15 protein-coding genes are annotated in these 20641 nt (G+C 57.2%); 10 read left to right on the forward strand and 5 right to left on the reverse strand.

Going from position 1 to position 20641, the window contains the following annotated elements:
- The first annotated feature begins 21 nt into the window (after nt 1–21).
- From smc to RO22_RS03625, 4 genes are all read left to right on the forward strand, one after another.
- Complete coding sequence (gene smc / locus RO22_RS03610) at nt 22–3516, forward strand: chromosome segregation protein SMC (RefSeq protein ID WP_041157624.1); 3495 nt, start codon at nt 22–24, stop codon at nt 3514–3516.
- A gap of 640 nt (nt 3517–4156) precedes the next feature.
- Nucleotides 4157–5980 carry a cell division protein ZipA gene (gene zipA, locus RO22_RS03615; RefSeq protein ID WP_041157625.1) on the forward strand — a complete coding sequence of 608 codons (1824 nt, stop codon included), beginning with the start codon at nt 4157–4159 and terminating at the stop codon, nt 5978–5980.
- 168 nt (nt 5981–6148) lie between these two features.
- Nucleotides 6149–8182, forward strand: a complete 2034-nt coding sequence (gene ligA, locus RO22_RS03620; protein ID WP_041157626.1) for an NAD-dependent DNA ligase LigA — start codon at nt 6149–6151, stop codon at nt 8180–8182.
- Nucleotides 8182–8457: a YheU family protein gene (locus tag RO22_RS03625; protein WP_022519947.1), complete on the forward strand. Its 276-nt coding sequence runs from the start codon at nt 8182–8184 to the stop codon at nt 8455–8457. Before ligA ends, RO22_RS03625 begins: the two co-directional genes overlap by 1 nt.
- A gap of 788 nt (nt 8458–9245) precedes the next feature.
- Here the strand turns inward: RO22_RS03625 and mnmC are convergent.
- Together mnmC and RO22_RS03635 are read right to left on the reverse strand one after the other, a co-directional pair.
- Nucleotides 9246–11255, reverse strand: coding sequence for a bifunctional tRNA (5-methylaminomethyl-2-thiouridine)(34)-methyltransferase MnmD/FAD-dependent 5-carboxymethylaminomethyl-2-thiouridine(34) oxidoreductase MnmC (gene mnmC / locus RO22_RS03630; RefSeq protein ID WP_041157627.1), 2010 nt, complete (start codon nt 11253–11255; stop codon nt 9246–9248).
- 158 nt (nt 11256–11413) lie between these two features.
- Nucleotides 11414–11713: a YciI family protein gene (locus RO22_RS03635; protein ID WP_022519945.1), complete on the reverse strand. Its 300-nt coding sequence runs from the start codon at nt 11711–11713 to the stop codon at nt 11414–11416.
- A gap of 144 nt (nt 11714–11857) precedes the next feature.
- On the opposite strand from RO22_RS03635, the gene RO22_RS03640 reads away from it, so the two are divergent.
- From RO22_RS03640 to RO22_RS03650, 3 genes are all read left to right on the forward strand, one after another.
- Nucleotides 11858–12778: a PHP domain-containing protein gene (locus RO22_RS03640; protein ID WP_041157628.1), complete on the forward strand. Its 921-nt coding sequence runs from the start codon at nt 11858–11860 to the stop codon at nt 12776–12778.
- 87 nt (nt 12779–12865) lie between these two features.
- Nucleotides 12866–13489 carry an L-threonylcarbamoyladenylate synthase gene (locus RO22_RS03645; RefSeq protein WP_022519943.1) on the forward strand — a complete coding sequence of 208 codons (624 nt, stop codon included), beginning with the start codon at nt 12866–12868 and terminating at the stop codon, nt 13487–13489.
- Between the two features lie 188 nt (nt 13490–13677).
- Nucleotides 13678–14454 carry a 5'-nucleotidase, lipoprotein e(P4) family gene (locus tag RO22_RS03650; RefSeq protein ID WP_022519942.1) on the forward strand — a complete coding sequence of 259 codons (777 nt, stop codon included), beginning with the start codon at nt 13678–13680 and terminating at the stop codon, nt 14452–14454.
- Between the two features lie 66 nt (nt 14455–14520).
- On the opposite strand, the gene RO22_RS03655 is transcribed toward RO22_RS03650, so the two are convergent.
- Nucleotides 14521–15408: an ion transporter gene (locus tag RO22_RS03655; protein ID WP_041157629.1), complete on the reverse strand. Its 888-nt coding sequence runs from the start codon at nt 15406–15408 to the stop codon at nt 14521–14523.
- A 51-nt stretch (nt 15409–15459) separates the two neighbouring features.
- Complete coding sequence (locus RO22_RS03660; RefSeq protein WP_041157630.1) at nt 15460–16359, reverse strand: CYTH domain-containing protein; 900 nt, start codon at nt 16357–16359, stop codon at nt 15460–15462.
- A 137-nt stretch (nt 16360–16496) separates the two neighbouring features.
- Here RO22_RS03660 and RO22_RS03665 point away from each other — a divergent pair, with 137 nt between their 5' ends.
- The 3 genes from RO22_RS03665 to argA all read left to right on the forward strand — a co-directional run bounded on the left by RO22_RS03665 (nt 16497) and on the right by argA (nt 19992).
- On the forward strand, nt 16497–17177 hold the full coding sequence (locus tag RO22_RS03665) for a TIGR00153 family protein (protein ID WP_009286796.1): 681 nt from the start codon (nt 16497–16499) through the stop codon (nt 17175–17177).
- Nucleotides 17178–17187: 10 nt separating this feature from the next.
- Entirely contained in the window at nt 17188–18453 is a 1266-nt protein-coding gene (locus tag RO22_RS03670; RefSeq protein ID WP_027957338.1) for an inorganic phosphate transporter, read from the forward strand.
- Between the two features lie 225 nt (nt 18454–18678).
- The gene (gene argA / locus RO22_RS03675; RefSeq protein WP_041157631.1) at nt 18679–19992 is read left to right on the forward strand and encodes an amino-acid N-acetyltransferase; all 1314 of its coding nucleotides are present in this window, start codon (nt 18679–18681) and stop codon (nt 19990–19992) included.
- A gap of 38 nt (nt 19993–20030) precedes the next feature.
- On the opposite strand, the gene RO22_RS03680 is transcribed toward argA, so the two are convergent.
- Nucleotides 20031–20597, reverse strand: a complete 567-nt coding sequence (locus RO22_RS03680; RefSeq protein WP_041157632.1) for a carboxymuconolactone decarboxylase family protein — start codon at nt 20595–20597, stop codon at nt 20031–20033.
- Nucleotides 20598–20641: the final 44 nt, after the last annotated feature.

The raw sequence follows: 20641 nt of genomic DNA on the forward strand, positions 1-20641 counted from the left end.
CAACAGGAACGCCGCTTCGGTATGCGCTTAACGTCGATTCGCTTAGTCGGGTTTAAGTCCTTTGTGGATCCTGTCACGGTGCCCTTTGATGGCAATATGACCGCCATCGTAGGTCCCAACGGCTGCGGTAAATCCAATATTATCGACGCCGTGCGCTGGGTAATGGGGGAGTCATCCGCCAAAACCCTGCGCGGCGAATCCATGGCCGACGTTATCTTTAACGGCTCCACCGGCCGTAAACCAATCAGCCAGGCGTCCATAGAACTCAAGTTCGACAACCGCGATGGCAGCATGGGCGGCGTTTACGCCCAGTACGCGGAAATTGCCGTTAAGCGTCTAGTCACCCGCGACGGACAATCCAACTACTTCTTTAACGGCCAGAAATGCCGTCGGCGCGATATCGCCGACCTGTTTATGGGTACCGGTCTGGGGCCGCGCTCCTACGCGATTATCGGCCAGGGGATGATCTCGCGGCTGATCGAAGCCCGCCCCGACGATCTGCGCTCAACGCTTGAAGAGGCCGCGGGTATCTCCAAGTACAAAGAGCGCCGCCGGGAAACCGAAAACCGCATGCGGCGAACCCAGGAGAATCTGGAGCGACTGGACGATATTCGCGAAGAGCTGGATAAGCAGCTAGAGCGCCTCAAGCGTCAGGCCGAAGCCGCCAAACGCTATCAGGATCTCAAGGAGCAGGAGTATCGGCTCAAGGGCGAGCTGGCGCTGCTGCGCGGGCGCGCCCTGCGTGCCGAGCAATCGCATCAAGAGAGCCGCGTTCGCGAATTGGAAATAGCGGTAGAAAAAGATGTCTTTGGTGTCCGCCAGTGCGAAACCCGCCTGGAGCAGGCCCGGGAGCAGCACGACGAACTTTCTGAGGTGCTCGATCGCCATCAGCAGCAGTTCTTTGAAACCACTACGCGCATCGCCCGTTTAGAACAGGATCAGGCCCACCGGCGTAGCCGTGAAACCCAACTGGCCAGCGACATCGCCACGGCTCGGCGCGAATTGGACGAGCAGCGTCGCGTTAGCGAAGGCGATCAGGAGCGTTTAGCCGCCATTGACGAGCGCTTTGAGGATCTGCTCCCCGAACACGAAGCGCTGGAGGAGCAGCTCGAAAGCCTGGAGCAGGCGTTGGCCGACGCATCTCCCGCGCTGGAAGCCGCCGAGCAGCAGTGGGCCGATGCCGAAACCCGCTGGCGGGATGCCAGCCGCGATGCGGATCGCAGCCAGGATCAGTTACGCGACCTTGAACAGCGTATTCAGCGTTTACAAGCGGAAAATCAGCGCCGCCGTCAGCAGCGCAGCGAGGTAGCCGATCTCACCGCGCTGCGTGAAGAGCACGCTGTGTGCCAGGCGCAGTTGACCGAGGCCGAGGAGCAGTCGGAAGGTTTTCAAACCCAGCGGGATCAATGGCAGCAGCGCTACGGCGATGCTAAAGCAGCCTACCAGCAGGCCACTCAGACGCGGGACAATCAGCGCGCTGAACTCAGTCAGCGCCAGGGTGAGTTGGCCTCACTTCAAGCGTTGATTGATGCCGCCCTGGTGGATCACGATCCTGCTATTGGCACGACCTTAGAAGCGTATGGTTTAGCGGATGCCCCCCAACTGGGTGAAGCACTGCAGGTTGAACCCGGCTGGGAAACGCTGGTGTCCTGGCTGCTCGCGCCTTGGCTCAATGCCCGCCTGGTGAACCGCCACCAACTGGCCGCTTTACCTGAAGCCTTAGCCACGGAGTGGCGGCTGATTGATCAAACACCACCCGCCGCCTCAACCTCTGGCCAGCGATTAGACAGCTTGGTCAAAGGCGCCGGTGCGTTGGGTGAATGGTTAGCGAGCATTCACTATACGCAAACGGCAGAACAAGCGGAGGCGCAGGTAGCGCACCTCGCACCTGGCGAAAGCGTGGTAAGCCAGGATGGCGTTTGGCTGGGCCGCGGCTGGCTGAACCAGCAGGCCAACGGCGAAGGTATCGACGGGCTGCTATTAACGCGCCGCCGCTACGCCGAACTGACCGCCCAGCGCGAAAGCGAAGAAGAAGCGCTGGCGCTGGCAGAAGCGCAGTGTGAAGCGGCCAGTGAAACCATTGAAACCCTGGAACAGGCCCGTGAACAGCAGGCCGAACAGGAGCGCGCCCACGCCGCCACCCTGCAACAGCTGGCGGTAAAAGAGCGCAGCCTGGCCCAGCGCTTGGAACATCTGGAGAGTCGCGCCACTGAACTCGATGAAGAGCTTGCCCAGCTGCAAGAAGATGAGGCGGAGTTAGCGCTTACCATCGACGAGCAGCGTGCCCGCTGGCATGTGGCGATGGAACAGTTGGAAAGCGCGGCGCAAGCGCGGGAAACCAGCGCCGAACAGCGCAACCGGCAGCGTGAAGCGCGTGACCAGTTGACCCAGCAGCACGCCCCGCTCAAAGCGCAGCAGCAGGCGCTGGCGCTGGAGCGTGAACGCTTGAGTGCCGAGCGCGATAGTCTGCGCTCACAGCAGGCGCGTTCAAGTGACTCTGAAGAGCGGCTCTCGCTGCGGATTGCCGAGCTGGAAGAGTCACGGGAAATGCTGATCGAACCCAACGAGCTGGCCGGTGAAGAGCTTGAAGAGCTGCTTCATCAGCGCGAGCAGCAGGAAGGGCGCTTAAACGCCACTCGTCAGCAGGCTCAGGCACTGGCAGAACAGCTGCGTAACGATGAACTTGCCCGCCAGCAGCACGAGCGCAACCTGGAACAGAGCCGCGAGCAGCTCCAGCAGCGGCGCATGGACGTGCAGGCGCTGGCACTTAAAGCCACCACCCAGGATGAGCAGCTAGCTGAGCTTGGTCATAACGTCGAGACTCTTGCCGAACAGTTACCTCAGGAAGCGACGGAAACCCGTTGGCAGGAACGCCTGGAAAGCACCACGGATAAAATTCGCCGCTTGGGGGCGATCAACCTCGCTGCCATTGAGGAGTACGACCAGCAGGCCGAGCGGCGAAATTATCTGGAAGCGCAGCATGCTGAGCTGACCGAAGCGCTGGAAACCCTCGAAAGGGCGATTAAGCGTATCGATCAAGAAACCCGTGTGCGTTTCCGCGAAACCTTTGATCAGGTGAACACTGGGCTACAAACCCTTTTCCCTCGCGTATTCGGCGGCGGTGCTGCATGGCTAACGCTAACCGGCGATGATCTGTTGGAAACCGGCGTGGCGATTATGGCCCGCCCGCCGGGTAAGAAGAACAGCACCATTCATCTGCTCTCGGGCGGCGAGAAGGCGCTGACTGCGCTGTCGCTGGTATTTGCGATCTTTCAGCTTAACCCCGCGCCGTTCTGTATGCTGGATGAAGTCGATGCCCCCTTGGATGACGCCAACGTGGGCCGTTACGCCAGGCTGGTGAAAGAGATGTCTGAAAACGTTCAGTTTATCTACATCACCCACAACAAGATTGCCATGGAAGCCGCCGAGCGCTTGATGGGTGTCACCATGCAAGAGCCCGGCGTATCGCGGTTAGTCTCGGTGGGTATTGAAGAAGCGGCGGCGCTGGTCGATTAAACTAACTCCCTATCCTACCAAGCAGCAGTGAAAGCATTCTGATTGAGACCTGGGAGAACGAAGACTAAGCAGCAGAGTTCTTGGAAGAGCACTTCTGTTGAGAGCGTTTTTCCAAGGAGGCTATTGTCGAAAGCAGAGTTAGCGAAAGCACTATTGGCGATAGTAGAGTGAGCAAAGCTGAAGCGGCAAACGCCAAGTAGATAAACTTTTTGTTGGAAAAATGCGTAAAAAAATGTCCTAAAGCGTTCTTCTTAACTATATTAACCCTACTAATAGCGCGCTTGAGATGGTTAAACGGCTTATAGAGGCAATACGCAATGGCGGGTGTGTCGGTTGTCAAAACGGCTTTTCTTGCTTCTCGGATTCCTTTATAAAGCTATTTATAGATGTTAGATCTAATGATTGCGGCACTTTTGTTTGAAGTTAAGGTCAGATTTCTCTGGCCTAAAGAGAGGCAGAATTCTGCCATGGCGTGAAAATCGCGTTAAATGCAGCAAAAATTGGCCCTTTTGGTAGTAATCGCGCTATGCTTGGCTTTATTGATAGCAGGTAATTATTCAATAGCCGTTACCTATATTCAGGCATGACATTTTAGACACCGTGCCTTAGCAACCGGCAAGACGACCATGGAACGTTCGACATGGAACTAAGAGAGTGGCTAATCATTTTAGGGCTGGCGTTGGTATCGCTCATCGTTATTGACGGTGTGCGAAGACTTCAACGGCAGCGTCGTGTACCCCGTCTGGATCAGGCGGAGAAAGACCTATCCGGGAGTTCGCTAGATGATCCCGAGGAGGCTGCTAAAGCTGCGGAGATCAATTGGGAACTTCCAAATGGCGGTGCTCGAGTTGTTAAACCCGCAGACTATAGTGGCTTAGGTAATAAACCAAAGTTAGAACGTCAAGAGCATCCTGGGCCTTCTAGAGTGCTTTCAGAGTTTAGACGTTCCGCCTCTGCTAAAGCCGCCAAGCGCAAAGCTGATAAGGCAGATAAACTCGATAAAGCAGCATCAGTTGCTAAGCCAGCACCAAGCGTAGCCGTTAAGACAGAGCCGCCAGTCACTTCTGCGGCGACGTCTTCTGCTAGTTATGCTGCCCACAATGCGCCCACTGAACATGAGCGCCGCGAGCCCAGTATCTCAATGACTGACTCTGCACAAACTGGCTCTCCTCAAACTGAGAGGCCGCAGGTCAAGGCGACAGTACCTTCGCAGCCGGAACCACAAAGTGAGCAGCCTGCGTATTCTGCTGCAACGCCTAGCTCTCCGGTGGCAGAAGAGAACGTTGAAGCGTCTCAACCTGCTGCTTCAGATGCTATCTCGTTCACCGCCAGTGACGCAGCTGCCACTGAAACAGACAGCGAAATGGCGGCACAGCCTCGCACTCAGCAGGAACCAGAGCACACCCAGGAGCCTGTGCTGCGGGCTGAGCCAGAAGATGCAGTATTTGCTAAACACGCCAATGAGCATTCGCCGAAACGGCGTCAGTTGCGTTCTGATACAGCGGGCGAATACGACGAGTTGGATGATGACGAAGTTGATGAGTATCGCCTGGTCGACTTTGAAGGCATGGGGCGCTCGCTGAAGCGTCGTTTGATTGCGCGGCGTAAAGAGAAGCAGCGCAAAAAAGCTGAGAAAGCGGTGCGTGATCAAGCCTTGGCCCAACAGAAGGCCGAGCGCAAAGCGCTGGAAGCAGAGCAGAAGCGTGAAGCCAAAGAAGCCGCTGACGCAGAGCGTGCCCGCCTTGCTCAAGAGCAGGCCCAAGCTCGTGAAGAAGCGGCTGCCGCCGAAAGGCTAGCCGCCCAGCAGCATGCTGCCGATGAAGAGGCGCGTCGCTACGCAAGCCATGAGTATGCAGCCCACGAAGAAGGTTTTGAAGAAAGCTTCGAGGCAGACGCTTATGACGGCCAAACGGCCGGCGAGCGTGGGATGAACGAGCGAGTCCGCGTACACCCAACGTTAGAAAAAGCTCTGCGCCATGATGTGAACGGTGAACACGCTAAAGAGACGCTGTCCAATGCCGAAGAAGTCGTGGTGATTAGCGTTCTGTCCCGTGATCCAGAAGGCTTCGATGGCACCAAACTACTTGAGCTGATGATGGTGTGCGGTTTGCGCTACAGCAGTGAAATGGGTGTTTTCCACCGCTTTGAAACCGAGAGCGATGCTAGTGAGCTTCAGTTCTCGATGGTGAATGTGGTTAAACCGGGTACTTTCCCCATTGAAGAGATGGGTGAGTTTATGACGCCCGGTATCACGCTGTTGATGCCGCTACCTGGCGCCATCGATAGTGCCGCTGCCTTTGAGGCGATGGTAGAAACCGCCATGGTGGTGGTTCGCCATATGGGCGGCGAGCTAAAAGACGAAAACCGCAGCGTGATGACCGCACAAACGATCGAATTTGCCCGCCAGCGGGTGCGTGAGTTTGAGCGCCGCCATCGCCTGCATCGTCAACTGCAAGCCCGCTAATCGTCGCCTACTAACCGACGAAGCAGCACTTGCTGTGAAACACCCGCCTTCTTGCCAGGAGGCGGGTGTTTCTGTTCAATACGCTGTCGTTTTGTCATTTTTTATGTTTTTGAAATTTAGCTTTTGCGTTTTCGCTGCCGATTTTAGCTAGTACTGGAACCCACCCCAATGAGTCAGTCTGATTCTCAATCTCTGGAAGAGATTAACCAACTGCGGGCCGCCCTGGACGAGGCCAACTACCGTTACTACGTGCTGGATGAACCGACGCTGACGGATGCCGACTATGATCGTAAATTTCAGCGTTTACAGCAGTTGGAGGCTGAGCATCCGGAGTTGGTCACTCCCGATTCACCCACTCAGCGTGTGGGCGCTGCCCCTGCGGATGGCTTTCCATCGGTGGCCCACGCTATCCCCATGCTGTCGCTGGATAACGCCTTTAGCCGTGACGATATCCTCGCCTTTGCTGAACGGGTGGCCGAACGCCTCGAATGCACGGCAGACGGTCTTGAGTTTACCTGCGAGCCAAAGTTGGACGGCGCGGCCGTCTCGTTAGTTTATGAGCAGGGCATGCTGGTGAGCGGTGCGACTCGAGGTGATGGTCGCACCGGCGAAGGCATTACCTCTAATCTGCGCACGCTGCGCTCGGTACCGCTCAAGCTGATGGGTAAAAACGTGCCTGCGCTGTTAGAAGTACGGGGTGAGGTCATTATGCGCCATGCGGGTTTTGAAGCCCTGAACGAGCGCGCCCGGGAAGAGGGCAGCAAGGTCTTTGCCAACCCCCGCAACGCGGCGGCAGGCAGCCTGCGCCAGCTGGATCCACGCATCACGGCAAAGCGCCCGCTAGAGTTTCATGCTTATCAGGCTGCGCGCTTGGAGCCAGACTTAGGGGATACTGCGCACAGCGAACTAATGCAGCGTTTGTCCACGTTAGGCTTTCGCGCCAGTTCAGAATTGAAGGTGGTCAAAGGCCCGCAGGCCGTTGCCGATTACTGTGACCAGTTAGGAGAAAGGCGAGACGATTTAGGTTTCGATATCGACGGCGTGGTGATCAAGGTGAACGACCTGCGCTACCAGCGTGAACTTGGCTTTGTTGCCCGCGCGCCGCGCTGGGCGGTGGCGTTCAAGTATCCGGCTCAGGAAGAGGTCACCACGCTTAACGATGTGGAGTTCCAGGTCGGCCGAACCGGGGCGATTACGCCCGTGGCGCGCCTGGAACCAGTCACCGTGGCCGGGGTAACGGTGTCTAACGCGACGCTGCACAACGCCGATGAGATCAAACGCTTGGATGTCATGATCGGCGATACGGTGTCGATTCGCCGGGCCGGTGATGTGATTCCTCAAGTGGTGAGCGTGCATACCGAGCTGCGACCAGCGGATGCAAGGGAGATCATTTTTCCCGAACATTGCCCGGTGTGCGGTTCGGATATCGAGCGTATTGAAGGTGAAGCGGTCGCTCGCTGTTCGGGGGGCCTTTACTGTGCGGCGCAGCGTAAAGAAGCGCTCAAGCATTTCGCCAGTCGCAAAGCTCTGGATATTGACGGCTTGGGCGAAAAGTTGATCGTGCAGTTAGTTGATTTGGGCTGGGTAGAAACGCCGGCGGCGCTGTTTCACTTGTCTGTCGAACAGCTTCAAAGCCTGCCGCGTATGGGCGAGAAATCAGCCACCAACTTGGTCAACGCACTTGAAGCTGCCAAATCGACTACGCTGGCGCGGTTTATTTACGCCTTAGGCATTCGTGAAGTAGGCGAGGCGACGGCGGCCAATCTCGCCAACCACTTTGGTACCCTTGAGGCCATTCAAGCCGCTGAGTTGGAAGCGCTGGAAGCGGTCAACGATGTCGGCCCGATAGTGGCCGCCCATGTGCATACTTTCTTCCGCCAACCGCACAACCAGGAAACCATTGCCGCGCTGATTGATGCGGGCATTACCTGGCAGGAGGCGGAAGTCACTCAAGGCCCTACGCCGCTGGAAGGCCAGACCTGGGTGCTCACCGGCTCATTGGAGAGTATGACCCGGGATGAGGGCAAAGCACGTTTGCAGGCGTTGGGTGCTAAGGTGGCGGGTAGTGTATCGAAGAAGACTACCTGCCTGGTCGCAGGCGAAGCGGCGGGCAGTAAACTTACCAAAGCTGAACAGATGGGCGTGGAAGTCGTGGACGAAGCCACCTTTATCGAACGTTTGGCTGAGTGGGAGCAGCGTTAATGAGCCGTTTTATTGAAGTACCCGCCCGAATGCTGCCGCCGGACACCCTCAATGCCCTGCTGGAGGCGTTTGTGACCCGCCAGGGCTACGACACCACCGATACCACGGGCGAGGGCATGCACGGCTGGGTAGCCGAACTGAAAAAGCAGCTTGAGCGCAATGAGCTGATTATCGCCCACGACCTTGAATTAGAGATGACCGAAGTGATGACCCTGGCTCAGTGGCGCTCGTTTGGGCGCGATGTCGCCGACGACGAAGAAGAGGGCGATATTTAGCCTCATCTTGCGAAAAACCTCCCAATATGTCGTTGCGAGGAGCGCAGCGACGCGGCAATCTCAGCCTGTCGGGGCACCCACCCCAGATTGCTTCACTTCGTTCGCAATGACGCCTATGTGTCATTGCGAGGAGTGAAACGACGAAGCANAAGCAATCTCAGCCTGTCGGGGCACCCACCCCAGATTGCTTCACTTCGTTCGCAATGACGCCTATGTGTCATTGCGAGGAGTGAAACGACGAAGCAATCGTTGCTGGCATTGGCAGGCAAACCCGAGATCGCCGCGCTTCGCTCGCGATGACAAAAGAATGTTGTAGCCAGGCACCTAGCCAATGTGTCATGGCGAGAGTGAAACGACGAAGCAATCTCAGCCTGTCGGGGCACCCACCCCAGATTGCTTCACTTCGTTCGCAATGACGCCTATGTGTCATTGCGAGGAGTGAAACGACGAAGCAATCNAAGCAATCTCAGCCTGTCGGGGCACCCACCCCAGATTGCTTCACTTCGTTCGCAATGACGCCTATGTGTCATTGCGAGGAGTGAAACGACGAAGCAATCTTTGCTGGCATTGGCAGGCAAACCCGAGATCGCCGCGCTTCGCTCGCGATGACAAAAGAATGTTGTAGCCAGGCGCCCAGCCAATGTGTCATGGCGAGAGTGAAACGACGAAGCAATCTCAACCTGTCGGGGCTCCCACCCCAGTTTGCTTCACTGCGTTTGCAATGGCACCCCATATAATGAGGCGGAGTACTTCGCAGTGACAAAAAAGAGCTGTTACCCGGTTTTCTATTAAGCATTCTCGCCACGAATAATCCCACTAATAATCCGCCGCCCCGGATGCAGATGATCGACCAGCGGCGCTTCCAGTGGCATTGGTTCATCGCAGATTCGTGAGGCGATTACCTCGGCACAAAGCGGCGCGCTGGCGAGCCCCCTTGAGCCGTGGGCGGTGGATATCCACAGGCCTGGATGGTGCCTGCCAGGTATCTCCGCCACGCGGGTGGCATCTTTGCTCAGCAGCGAATAATCCGTTCGCCATGCTTCTGCCACCGGCACCGGCCCAGCGTAAGGGGTTTTGTCGGGGCTTGCTGCACGCACGGCGGCACGGCCCTTAAGGTTCTCAGGGCTCAGCTCAATGCCTGCCTTTTCCAACGCCTCTACCAGCGCGGGCAGCGTCTGGCGCAGCTCATCGATATTGCGCTGATGGTCGTCATCCGTCACATCAGTTGTCGCATTGTTGGGTACAAAGCTAGCCCCGAAGGTCAGCACACCCTCTAAAGCGGGCGCCACATAGCCGCCAGCACAGACGACGCGTTTAGGGCCCGCCACCTCATCGGGTAGCGTTATCTCGCTAATCTGGCCGCGCACCGACTGTAGCGGTAATTCCGCCGTTTGCGTAAAGCGGTTAGCCAAATGCGCGCTGGCAATCACCACCTGATCCGCCCGCAACGTACTGCCATCGGCCAAGTTCAGTTGCCAGCCGTTTTCTAGTTGGGTAAGGGAGCGAACGTTGCCTTGCTGCAAGCTAATGCCTGGTTGGCTAAGCAAGTACTCACACAGCGCCTTAGGCCTTACCCACCCCGCCTGTGGATAATAAAGCCCGTGGGGGGCAGTGAGGGTGATTGCTGCCGTTTCGGTTAACGCCGGGTTCTCCATGCCCGTGACGACTTCAGGTGGCAGCGGGTGTTGCTCGATAAAACGCTGCTGGCGGCGTGCCTCTTTATCACTGCTTGCCAACTGCACCACGCCGCAGGGCTGCCATAAGCTTTGGGGGGAATTTTGCTGCGTTAACCAGCGCTGGCTGTACAACAGCCCGGCAAGATAAACCCGGCTTTGGTGATTGGTCTCGGCGGCAAGCTTTACATATAGCGCGCCCTGGCGATTACCCGAACCGCCCGCACCGGGTGCTTCGCGCTCCACCACTGTCACCTTAACGCCCCGCCGTGCCAGCGCTGCCGCTACGCTGCTTCCCGCCAACCCGGCGCCGACTATCACAACGTGCTTGGCCGGTGTCGCAGGCGGTGGGATAAACCAGGGAGTGGCCTGGCGGCGGTGATCCGCTGGTGGAGCTTCGATACTGCCCGCTAGCATTTCCCGCTTGCGGCCATAGCCCGGCACTTTCTTCCAGTTAAAGCCCGCCGCTTTCAGGCCCCGCTTAACGATGCCTGCGCAGGTAAAAGTGGCGAAAGTCGCGCCGGGGCGTGAACGGGCGGCCATGGCGTTAAACAATTCAGGCTGCCACATATCGGGGTTTTTAGAAGGCGCAAAGCCGTCTAAAAACCAGGCGTCGACCTGACCATCCAATTGCTCCAGGCGCTCAGTGGTATCGCCGAAATGCAGATCAAGGGTGACGCGATCGGTTAAGTGCAGGCGGTGAATACCGCTAACCGCGGCGGGCCACTGGGCACAGAGCGCCTGTGTATAAGTCGCCAGCGAGGGCCAGCTAGCTAATGCTTGTTCAAGGGCAACTAGCTCAAGGGGAAACTTCTCTGTGGATAACAGGTGCAGTCGTGCAGAAGAAGGGGCATGTTGTTCAAAACAGGCCCAGGCGCAGAGCATATTGAGCCCGGTGCCAAAGCCGGTTTCGCCAATCACAAAGGGCCGCGCGGCTTCCCAGGCGGTAAAGCGTTCGGGCAGGTGGTTGGCACCCAGAAATACATGTTCGGTCTCTGCGCGCCCATCGCCACGGGTGAAATAGATGTCATCAAACGCTGTTGCGTGGGGGGCTCCCTCGTTCCAGGTAAGGGTTGGCGTCGTTAATGCCGCAAGCGGTGGCAAAGCGTTTGAACGTTGGGTCACGCAGGTATCCGTATTGATGAATAGGTGGTTAAAAAATGATCAATTTGTTAGCGCTGGCGTTATCTCTGGCTTAGCGCAAAGCGTCCGCCGGGTTTGCACAGAGTTTTCCACAGGCTCTGTGAAAAAGCCGACGAACCCTCCATACTTGCCTATTGGCGTCAAGGCATAACTTTCTTGAACGGCTTAACAATTACCTTGGCATACACCCCTGCAATAATGTATGGGTCAGCGTCGGCCCACGCCTTGGCGTCTTCCAGGCTGTCGAATTCCGCTACCACCAAGCTGCCGGAAAAGCCTGCATCGCCAGGATTTTCAGCGTCGATGGCAGGGTGAGGGCCAGCCAGTACCAGGCGGCCTTCATCGCGCAGCGCTTCCAGGCGTGCCAAGTGGTCTGGCCGGGCCGCTAAGCGGCGCTCTAAGCTATTGGGTACATCTTCACTCATAATGGCATACAGCATTTGGGTATAACTCCTTGATAAGACGAGGATGCAAAGTGACCGTTAATTGACCGCACTGGCATAAGCGCGCACCATATCTTACCCATTGCGAAGGGTTCATTCACAGCTGAAAAGCGCATTCTGACAAACTGGCCACACGGCGTCATGCTTATGCCTCGACTTCCCTATACCTTTGATGCCGATCAGCGCTACCCAGTTGATTTGCACATGCACTCAACCGCTTCCGATGGCGCGTTAACGCCCACCGAGCTGGTAACCCTGTGTGCCGAACGCGGGCTGACGCACATGTCGCTCACCGATCACGATACCATGGACGGCATTGAAGAAGCGGGCCGCGCGGCGGAGCAAGCAGGGCTGTGTCTTATCCCCGGCTGTGAGTTATCCACACGCTGGCAGGGCGTCAATATCCATGTGGTGGCGCTGATGCCCGGTGGCTTGCAGGGGTCAATGGTGGAAGGCCTGATTCAGCAGCGTGAAGCGCGGATACAGCGTGCAGCAGTGATCGCCGAAAGGCTGGAAAAAGTCGGTTTATCCAACGCGCTGGAAAAAGCGCGCCTGCACGCCGGCAGTGACCGCCCGCTAGGCCGCCCGGACTTTGCCCGCGCGCTGGTAGCGGAAGGCGTGGTGCCCGACTGGGCCAGCGCCTTCAAGCGCTATCTGGGCAGCGGCAAAAAGGGCGATGTTAAAGCCCACTGGCCGGAAATCAGCGAAGCCGTGAGCTGGATTGTCGATTCCGGTGGTGTGGCCGTGATTGCCCATCCACTGCGCCACGGCTTAACCCGGCGCAAGCGAGGCCTGTTGATGGATACCTTCCAAGCGGCGGGCGGCCAGGCGGTTGAACTGGTCAGCGGCCAGCAGAACCCGGATAGCACCCGCGATCTGGCGCGTCAGCTAGTGGAGCGCGACCTTTACGCCTCTATGGGCAGCGATTTTCACTTCCCCGGCAGTCATGCGGCCCCCGGCAGCATGAGCCTAGTGCCGCGCACTGCGGCGCCCCCCATATGGCAGCATCCCCGGCTGCTGCACCTGCGCGATGCGTCACCCGGCCTGCTGGCGGTCGGTTAAATCACAGCCGGGTCATTGCCAAGCCCGGTCAGTTAAAAGCCAAGTCGGCTATGCTGTATAGGCAGTGCCTACGGACAGGAGTTACCAATGAGCCAATATTTTCAGATTCACCCGGAAAACCCTCAGAAACGCCTCATCGATCAGTCGATTGCGATCATTCGTAAAGGCGGTGTGGTTGCTTACCCCACTGATTCGGGCTATGCCCTTGGCTGCCATCTGGGTGAGAAGAAAGCCATTGAGAAGATAAAATGGTTACGTTCACTGGACGATAAACACAACTTCACCCTGGTGTGCTCCGATCTCTCGGAAATTGGCACCTACGCCAAGGTGGATAACGATGTATTTCGGTTGCTGAAAGCCCATACCCCAGGCCCTTATACTTATATTCTGGATGCCACTTCAGAAGTGCCGCGCCTGCTACTGCATCCCAAGCGGCGCTCCATTGGCGTGCGCGTACCGGATCACCGCATTACCCACGCGTTACTGGCCGCATTAGGCGAGCCGTTGATGAGCGTAACGTTGATTCCGGTGGGCGATGACCTGCCCATGAACGACCCGGAAGAGATCCGCGAGCGTTTTGGCGCCCACCTGGATGCCATTATCGACGGCGGCGCCTGCCATTTAGACCCCACCAGCGTCATCGACCTGCGCGAACTGCCGCCGAAAATCATCCGTGAAGGGCGCGGCGATATTTCTCCTTTCGTCGTCTAAAAACACTTTTCAGAGCAAATCCCTGCTTTTAGCTTTAATGAGCAGGGAATTTGTCTATTTTTCATTATTTGAATGTTCAATGAAAATAAAATATGATCCTAACGGTTCTTTTCGATAATAAATCGTGATCCTTTAAGGCGAGGAATCGCCTCGTCTTTTTGAGATCGCCTAGCCCAGGAGATCATTCAATGACGAAGCCATTCCCTTCTCGCCTCTGCACCCTTGCTGCTCTAGCCAGCCTCACCGCTTTACCGCTGACCAGCCATGCAAATAGTGATGACGCAGAAATATGTGCCCAGGAAGCTTATGCAATGGGCCTGCGCTATCAACAGCAGTCTGCTGAAGCCGCTGCTCTGCAGCGTCAGGGTTTTGCCCTCGCCACCTACCGGCTTGAGGATCAGATTGAGGCGCATGGTGGCAGCGACGACTTGGCGATCATTACCGACCTGGATGAAACGGTGCTGGATAATAGTGCGCTGTTGGTTCGCGACATGCAGGCATGCCACGACTACACCACCTGGGACACATGGAAGCATTGGGAGCGTGAAGGCGAGCCGCGTTTGATGCCGGGTGCCAAAGCGTTCCTGGATTACGCGGATGAGCAGGGCGTGGCCATTTTTTACGTCTCTGATCGCTATCAGGAGAACGAGGCCGACACTATCGCCACCTTGGAAGCGCTAGAGCTACCCCAAGTCTCTGAACAGAGCGTGATGTTGCTGGGGCCTGCCAAGGCAGAACGCCGCGCGGAAGTGGTGGATAACCACACGCTGGTGATGCAGCTGGGTGATTCCCTTCACGATTTCGCGGGTGACTTCGCGGGCGCCGACCTTGACCAGCAGCATGCGCTTGTTGAAGAGAATGCCGAGCGTTTTGGCAACGATTGGATCGTGTTCCCCAACGCTACTTACGGTGCCTGGAGCGAGGCCGAGCTAGATGCTTGGGAAGCCCCGCACGAAGTAGAGTGATCGGTGAGATAATCACTCTATCCCGCACTAAATGAACGCTGCGCGCCCCAGATTTGGCTATTTGGTTTAGCTGTCCTGGGGCGCGTTTTTGTCTGCGTCTTTCTTCCGCGGGTCTTCGCTGTCCTCGTCGAGCCAGGTGCCGCAGCGTAGGCAGTAGCGGGCGCGTTTTTCATGGCGTTCGTGACCGCAGCCGGGGCAGGCTTCTTCGGAGTAACGCTCTTCACGGATCGAGCGAATCACCTGAGCGGAAAACACCCCGGTGGGCACGGCAATGATCGAGTAGCCGAGCAGCATGAGTACCACCGTAATCGATTTACCCAGCGCAGTAGCGGGGACGATGTCGCCATAGCCGACGGTGGTCATGCTGACAATGGCCCAGTACATCGACATCGGAATACTGGTGAAGCCCGCCTCAGAGGATTCGATGGTGTACATCAGCGCCGCGAACAGGGTAATCACCATTAATATGGCGCTAAAAAACAGCAATATCTGGCGCATGCTGCGTTTAAGGGCATCCATTAAAAGACGCGCCTCGCCGACAAACTCCATCAGGCGCAGAATACGAAAAATGCGCAGTACTCGCAGCAGACGAACGATCACCAATCCATGGGCGCCGGGTACCAAAAGCACTAGCCATGGGGGCAACACGGCAATCAAGTCGACGATCCCGTAAAAGCTTCTTAAATAGAGCGTCGGCTTTTCCAGGCAGTAAATGCGCAAGATCAGCTCAATGCTGAACAATAGCGTGAAGACCCACTCAAGATAGAAGAATAGCTCACCGTACCGCTCGGCATAAGTCTCGATACTGCCCAGCATAATGACCGCAACGCTGAGTAGAATCGCCACAATCAAGGCGATATCAAAAGCTTTTGCTCCCGGCGTGTCAGACTCAAATATGATATGAAACAGGCGGGTGCGTAGGCCTTCCGCGCCGGGGGTTAAGTTTAAATTCATTGCATCATCCTGAAGTGGACCTCAATGCCGTCCTGAAAAGTGCGCTAGGACCTAGCGTAGCGCGGTTTGGTACGCCAAGCGATGGGCGAGCGCTAACGCCGCTTTACCGTAGGCTGCATTGGGCTGGCCGTCCGCATCGAGCGCGCCAGGCAGCGCCTGGGCATAAGCGCGTGCGGTGGCATCCAGTTCGGGATGTTCGGCGAGAGTGGCCAGCGCCTGCTGGGCATCGTTTAAAAAGCTGGCTTGTTGGCTGTCGTGGTAGGCGTCCAGCGCCAGCGTGGCACGGTGCAGCCACTCTGCCGGGGAGTGCGCTTCGGGGAGCGGCCAGTGTTGGGTACTAAGCGCATTGCCACGGGCCGCCTTGCTACTGTCCGAGGGCCGCAGCGCTACCTGTTCAGCAAGGGTTAATGCCAGTGCCCACAGAGCTTCAGGCTCGCCGCCTTTTAATTCGAGCTCTGCTTCGCGAATCGGCGTGCGGTAGCCACCGCTAATAATTTCGCCTTCATCCAATACCAGCTCGATATGGCTTTCCTGACCTTGTCCGCCCTCTTTTAGCTGCCAGCTACGCCGTGTGAAATCGGTGCTGAGTTGGGGGGCGAGGGCATCTAGCACACCGCTAAGTTCGCCTTGAAAAGGGGGGAGCTTGGCAATTGAAGCGAGATCCAACTGCGGGCCAGCAATCTGCCACTCCCACTCTTCGCGCTGGGAAAGCCCGCCACCACCTTGGCCAGCGGTTTTCACCGTTTGCAGCACCTGGCCGTCTACCTGGCGAAGTCGCAGCGCAATATGTGCTTTCGCCAGATCACCCTGAGGGGTATCAAAGTAGGTATTTGTCAGCGTTTGTTTACGCACGGCGTGTGAAGCGAGATACGGGTGTTGAGTCAGCGCCGCAGGCCCTGTCGGGGCAAGGGCCAGTTTAAGTTCCACTTCCATGGGGTTTGGGCTTTTCATGACGCTAGCCACCTCGTTATCGTGACATTTAAATGAATATTTGATTACATTTGTGAACTTTTCATGACGGCGGCAGGCGCACTCTTTATACTGGCGCCGCCATTTCCAGGCTCCCCGAAAACAGGCTAAAAGGCATTATGGTTACCTCCAATCCTTTTTCTTCGATGTTTGGCCGCTCGCCATTCCAGCCGTTATTGGCCCATATCGTCAAGACGAATGAGTGTGCCGATCAGCTGTTGCCGTTTTTTGAAGCAACCCTGGTTGATGACTGGGACAAAGCGGCTGAGCTGCGCGAAAACGTCACCCGCCTAGAGCATGACGCCGATACGCTGAAAACAGAGCTGCGGTTGAACCTGCCCAACACCATGTTTCTTCCGGTGTCGCGCTCCGATCTGCTTGATCTGATCAGCGTACAGGACAAGATCGCCAACAAGGTGCGTGACATTACCGGCATTATGCTGGGGCGTAAAATGCGCGTGCCGGATGAGCTGGCCGCGCCGATGCGCGACTACATTCGAACCAGCGTTGCCTGCGTGGCGCAAGCGCGTCAAGCGCTAGAAGAGCTCAAGGATCTACTCGAGTCCGGCTTTGGCAAAAACGTCTCGGATGTGATGCAGAAGATGATCCGTGAGCTGCACACCCTCGAACACCAAGCCGACGACCAACAGATCACTATTCGCCGCCAGCTGTTCAAGCTTGAGAGCCAGCTACCGCCAGTGGACGTGATCTTTCTCTACAAGATCATTGAATGGGTTGGCGAACTATCCGACCGCGCCGAGCGCGTGGGTAGCCGTCTGCAGATCCTGACTGCCCGCTAAGGGGACTTTCATGCTGATTATTGCCCAGCACGGTGAAATTTTTATCATCCTGGCCTGTTTGTTTGGCTTTTTCATGGCCTGGGGCGTTGGCGCCAACGACGTGGCCAATGCCATGGGAACCTCGGTGGGGTCGAAAGCGATCACCATCAAACAGGCTATCCTGATTGCGGTCATTTTTGAATTCCTGGGTGCCTGGCTAGCCGGTGGCGAAGTTACCAATACGATCCGTAAAGGTATTATCGACCCCGAACTGCTACAGGACGACCCACAATTGCTGGTCTACGGCATGCTGGCAGCACTGCTGGCGGCGGGAACATGGCTGCTGGTGGCCTCCATGAAAGGCTGGCCGGTTTCCACGACGCACTCGATTGTCGGCGCGATCGTAGGCTTTGCGGTCGCAGGGCTAGGCCCTGCCACTGTGGATTGGGGTGCGGTAGGCAAGATTGCCGCCAGTTGGGTGGTCTCCCCCTTGTTGGCAGGTACCATCGGTTTCGTGCTATTTAAATCGGTACACCACCTGATTTTCGAGGACGCCAACCCGTTCACGGCCGCCAAACGCTACGTACCCGGCTATGTGTTTCTGGTGGGCTTCATCGTTTCGATGGTCACGCTGACCAAAGGGTTATCTCATGTGGGGTTGGATCTAACCTTCAATCAGAGCCTGTTGCTGTCGATCCTGCTGGGCCTGGTGATCATGGGTATTGGCCTGATCATGCAGCGGCGTATCAAGTTCGAGCACAATACCAACGACCACTTCGGCTATGCCAATGTTGAGCGTGTGTTCGGCGTGCTGATGATCTTCACCGCCTGCGCCATGGCCTTTGCCCACGGCTCCAACGATGTGGCGAATGCGGTTGGCCCACTGGCGGCAGTCATCAGCGTGGTGCAAACCGGCGGTGAAATTGGCGGCTCTGCACTGGTGCCCTGGTGGGTGCTGGTACTTGGCGGCAGCGGCATCGTGGTGGGTTTGGTCACCTATGGCCATAAGGTCATCGCTACTGTGGGCACTGGAATTACGGAACTGACCCCCAGCCGTGGCTTTGCCGCTACCCTGGCGGCAGCCACCACGGTGGTGCTGGCCTCGGGCACTGGCCTGCCGATTTCCACCACCCACACCCTGGTCGGCGCGATTCTTGGGGTGGGGCTGGCACGCGGCATGGCGGCATTGAACCTGCGGGTCATCGGCACGATTGCCATGTCGTGGCTGATCACACTACCAGCAGGCGCTGGCCTGGCGATTCTGTTCTTCTTCATGTTCAAGGGCATGTTCGGCTAACGAATAATAAACAGCACTTGTAAACATAGTACGCCAAGGCTCGAAAGGCTTTAGAAGCATCTGAGCGATAAAATCACAGCGGCATCTTCATGTTTATCTGCATTAGATCGAGCAGATTTGCATTTGAAGGTGCCGCTGTTTTTCGTGCTCTGGTAAAGTAACTGGAGATTGTTTTTGAGATTGTTTTTGAGATTGTTTCTTTCACCTGCTGCCGGAGAGCGGCCCTTGGATACGCGCTTCCCCTTTGTTGATTGGTTTCGTAACGCTTCCCCCTACATCAATGCCCACCGGGGGCGAACCTTTGTCATCTTAATTGAAGGCGAAGCCATGGCGTCTGGCCGAGGGGAGCAACTGATTCAGGATTTGGCGCTGCTGCATACGCTAGGCGTGCGGCTGGTCGTGGTCTTTGGCATTCGTCCTCAGGTGCATGAAGCGCTAACGGCTGCAGGCGTTGAGCCCACGCGTATCGATGGCCGCTGGGTCGCCGACCGTGCGGTGATGGCCCATGTGGAGCAGGTCGCCGCCCATCAGCGGCTATGGCTGGAAGCGCGGCTTTCGCTGGGCTTGCCTAGCACGCCGCTGCACGGCGTAGAGCTCAGCGTCATCTCTGGAAATCTAGTCACCGCCAAGCCCCTAGGCGTGCGCGAAGGGGTGGATTTCGACCACAGCGGCGAAGTACGCCGGGTGCGTGCCAGCGCCATTGAAGGCCTGCTGGAAAAAGGCTCGCTGGTGCTACTGCCACCGCTCGGGTTCTCCAGTACAGGTGAGGTGTTCGATCTGGACGCCTCTGAAGTTGCTCAACACGCCGCTGTGGCGCTGAAAGCCGATAAGCTGATTTTGCTAGGGGAATCCGAAGGCTTGGAAGATGAGCAGGGCGCACTGCTGCGCCAGCTTTCGCCAGCGGAGGCCGAGCCGCGTTTAAGCGCCGCAGTGCCAGGCAGCGAGCTAGCCCGCCACTTACAGGCCGCCTGCACCGCCGCACGGGAAGGCGTGGCGCGTACGCACTTGCTCTCCTGGCGCAACCATGACGCCCTGTTGGGTGAGCTGTTCACCCGGGACGGCGTGGGCACCATGATTACCCAGCACCGCTATGAACAGCTGCGCCCAGCCACGCTCAACGATGTAGCGGGTCTGCTGGAACTTCTGGAACCGCTAGAGCGCCGGGGCATGCTGGTAGCGCGCTCCCGTGAACGCCTGGAGCACGAAATCGATGACTACATGGTGATTGAGCGTGACGGCATGGTGATCGGCTGCGCCGCGCTGCATGTATTTACGGATACCACCATTGCCGAACTCGCCTGCGTGGCAGTGCACGACAGCTACCGCGGCGGCGAGCGGGGCGAGCGCCTGGTGGAGGCCATGGAGCGCCGCGCCCGCCAGCGCGGCTTAACTGAAATCTTCGTGCTGACCACCCACACCGCCCACTGGTTTGTGGAACATGGCTTCCGCGCCGCCAGTCTGGAAGACCTACCGCCACTGAAACGCGAAACCTACAACCACGCCCGCAAATCGAAGGTGTTGGTTAAGCAACTGGCGTAACCCGCTTTTTAAAAGAGACAACCGTTAGCACCGCTGATTTATGAGGTGGAACACGGCGCTATTGAAAACAGCGCCGGCTGTTTTTGCGCTTCTTGTTGAATAGTGTCGTCAATCGGTGTGTCGTAGGTTTTGAGCAGATAGCCCAGCACCGAATAAAAACCCACCATGGCGATCAGGTCGATCACTGCTTTGCGTCCGATCGCCTCGGCAAGTTCTGCTTCCTGCTCCTTGGCCAGCATGCGCTCATCGAATAACGCATCCACGGCATTGACGATAAGACCGTCAACTCCTTCGGGAGTACCGCGAATAGCCGTGATCCGGTGTTCGGAGAATCCCAGGGCGAGTGCACGACTAACATGATGGGCCCACTCGTAGGCAGAGCCCATACGTAAACCCGCGCGTAAAATCACCACTTCGGTCAGTTCAGGGCCTAACGCATTCTCCTTAACAACGTGTTGGCGCAAGGGCGCCCACGCTCTAAGCAAGGCCGGGTGATTGGCCATAGTGCGATAAACGTTGAGTGCGCCAGCAAAGCCCTCGCGTAAATCAGTGATCTCCTCGGGCCATTCGGCGTCGGAAATAGGCGGGCAGGGAGAAGAGGGCATGGGTGGTCTCCTTTCAGATAGTTATTCAGGTCGTAATTCAGTTC

Origin of the sequence: Halomonas sp. KHS3 (genome assembly GCF_000830495.1) — a bacterium.
Lineage (GTDB): Bacteria > Pseudomonadota > Gammaproteobacteria > Pseudomonadales > Halomonadaceae > Vreelandella > Vreelandella titanicae.

Excerpts from the sequence above, each read along its gene's own strand:
- smc (WP_041157624.1), top strand. The coding sequence starts at position 22 with ATGCGCTTAACGTCGATTCGCTTAGTCGGGTTTAAGTCCTTTGTGGAT.
- zipA (WP_041157625.1), top strand. The coding sequence starts at position 4,157 with ATGGAACTAAGAGAGTGGCTAATCATTTTAGGGCTGGCGTTGGTATCG.
- ligA (WP_041157626.1), top strand. The coding sequence starts at position 6,149 with ATGAGTCAGTCTGATTCTCAATCTCTGGAAGAGATTAACCAACTGCGG.
- RO22_RS03625 (WP_022519947.1), top strand. The coding sequence starts at position 8,182 with ATGAGCCGTTTTATTGAAGTACCCGCCCGAATGCTGCCGCCGGACACC.
- RO22_RS03635 (WP_022519945.1), bottom strand. The coding sequence starts at position 11,713 with ATGCTGTATGCCATTATGAGTGAAGATGTACCCAATAGCTTAGAGCGC.
- RO22_RS03640 (WP_041157628.1), top strand. The coding sequence starts at position 11,858 with ATGCTTATGCCTCGACTTCCCTATACCTTTGATGCCGATCAGCGCTAC.
- RO22_RS03645 (WP_022519943.1), top strand. The coding sequence starts at position 12,866 with ATGAGCCAATATTTTCAGATTCACCCGGAAAACCCTCAGAAACGCCTC.
- RO22_RS03650 (WP_022519942.1), top strand. The coding sequence starts at position 13,678 with ATGACGAAGCCATTCCCTTCTCGCCTCTGCACCCTTGCTGCTCTAGCC.
- RO22_RS03655 (WP_041157629.1), bottom strand. The coding sequence starts at position 15,408 with ATGAATTTAAACTTAACCCCCGGCGCGGAAGGCCTACGCACCCGCCTG.
- RO22_RS03660 (WP_041157630.1), bottom strand. The coding sequence starts at position 16,359 with ATGAAAAGCCCAAACCCCATGGAAGTGGAACTTAAACTGGCCCTTGCC.
- RO22_RS03665 (WP_009286796.1), top strand. The coding sequence starts at position 16,497 with ATGGTTACCTCCAATCCTTTTTCTTCGATGTTTGGCCGCTCGCCATTC.
- RO22_RS03670 (WP_027957338.1), top strand. The coding sequence starts at position 17,188 with ATGCTGATTATTGCCCAGCACGGTGAAATTTTTATCATCCTGGCCTGT.
- RO22_RS03680 (WP_041157632.1), bottom strand. The coding sequence starts at position 20,597 with ATGCCCTCTTCTCCCTGCCCGCCTATTTCCGACGCCGAATGGCCCGAG.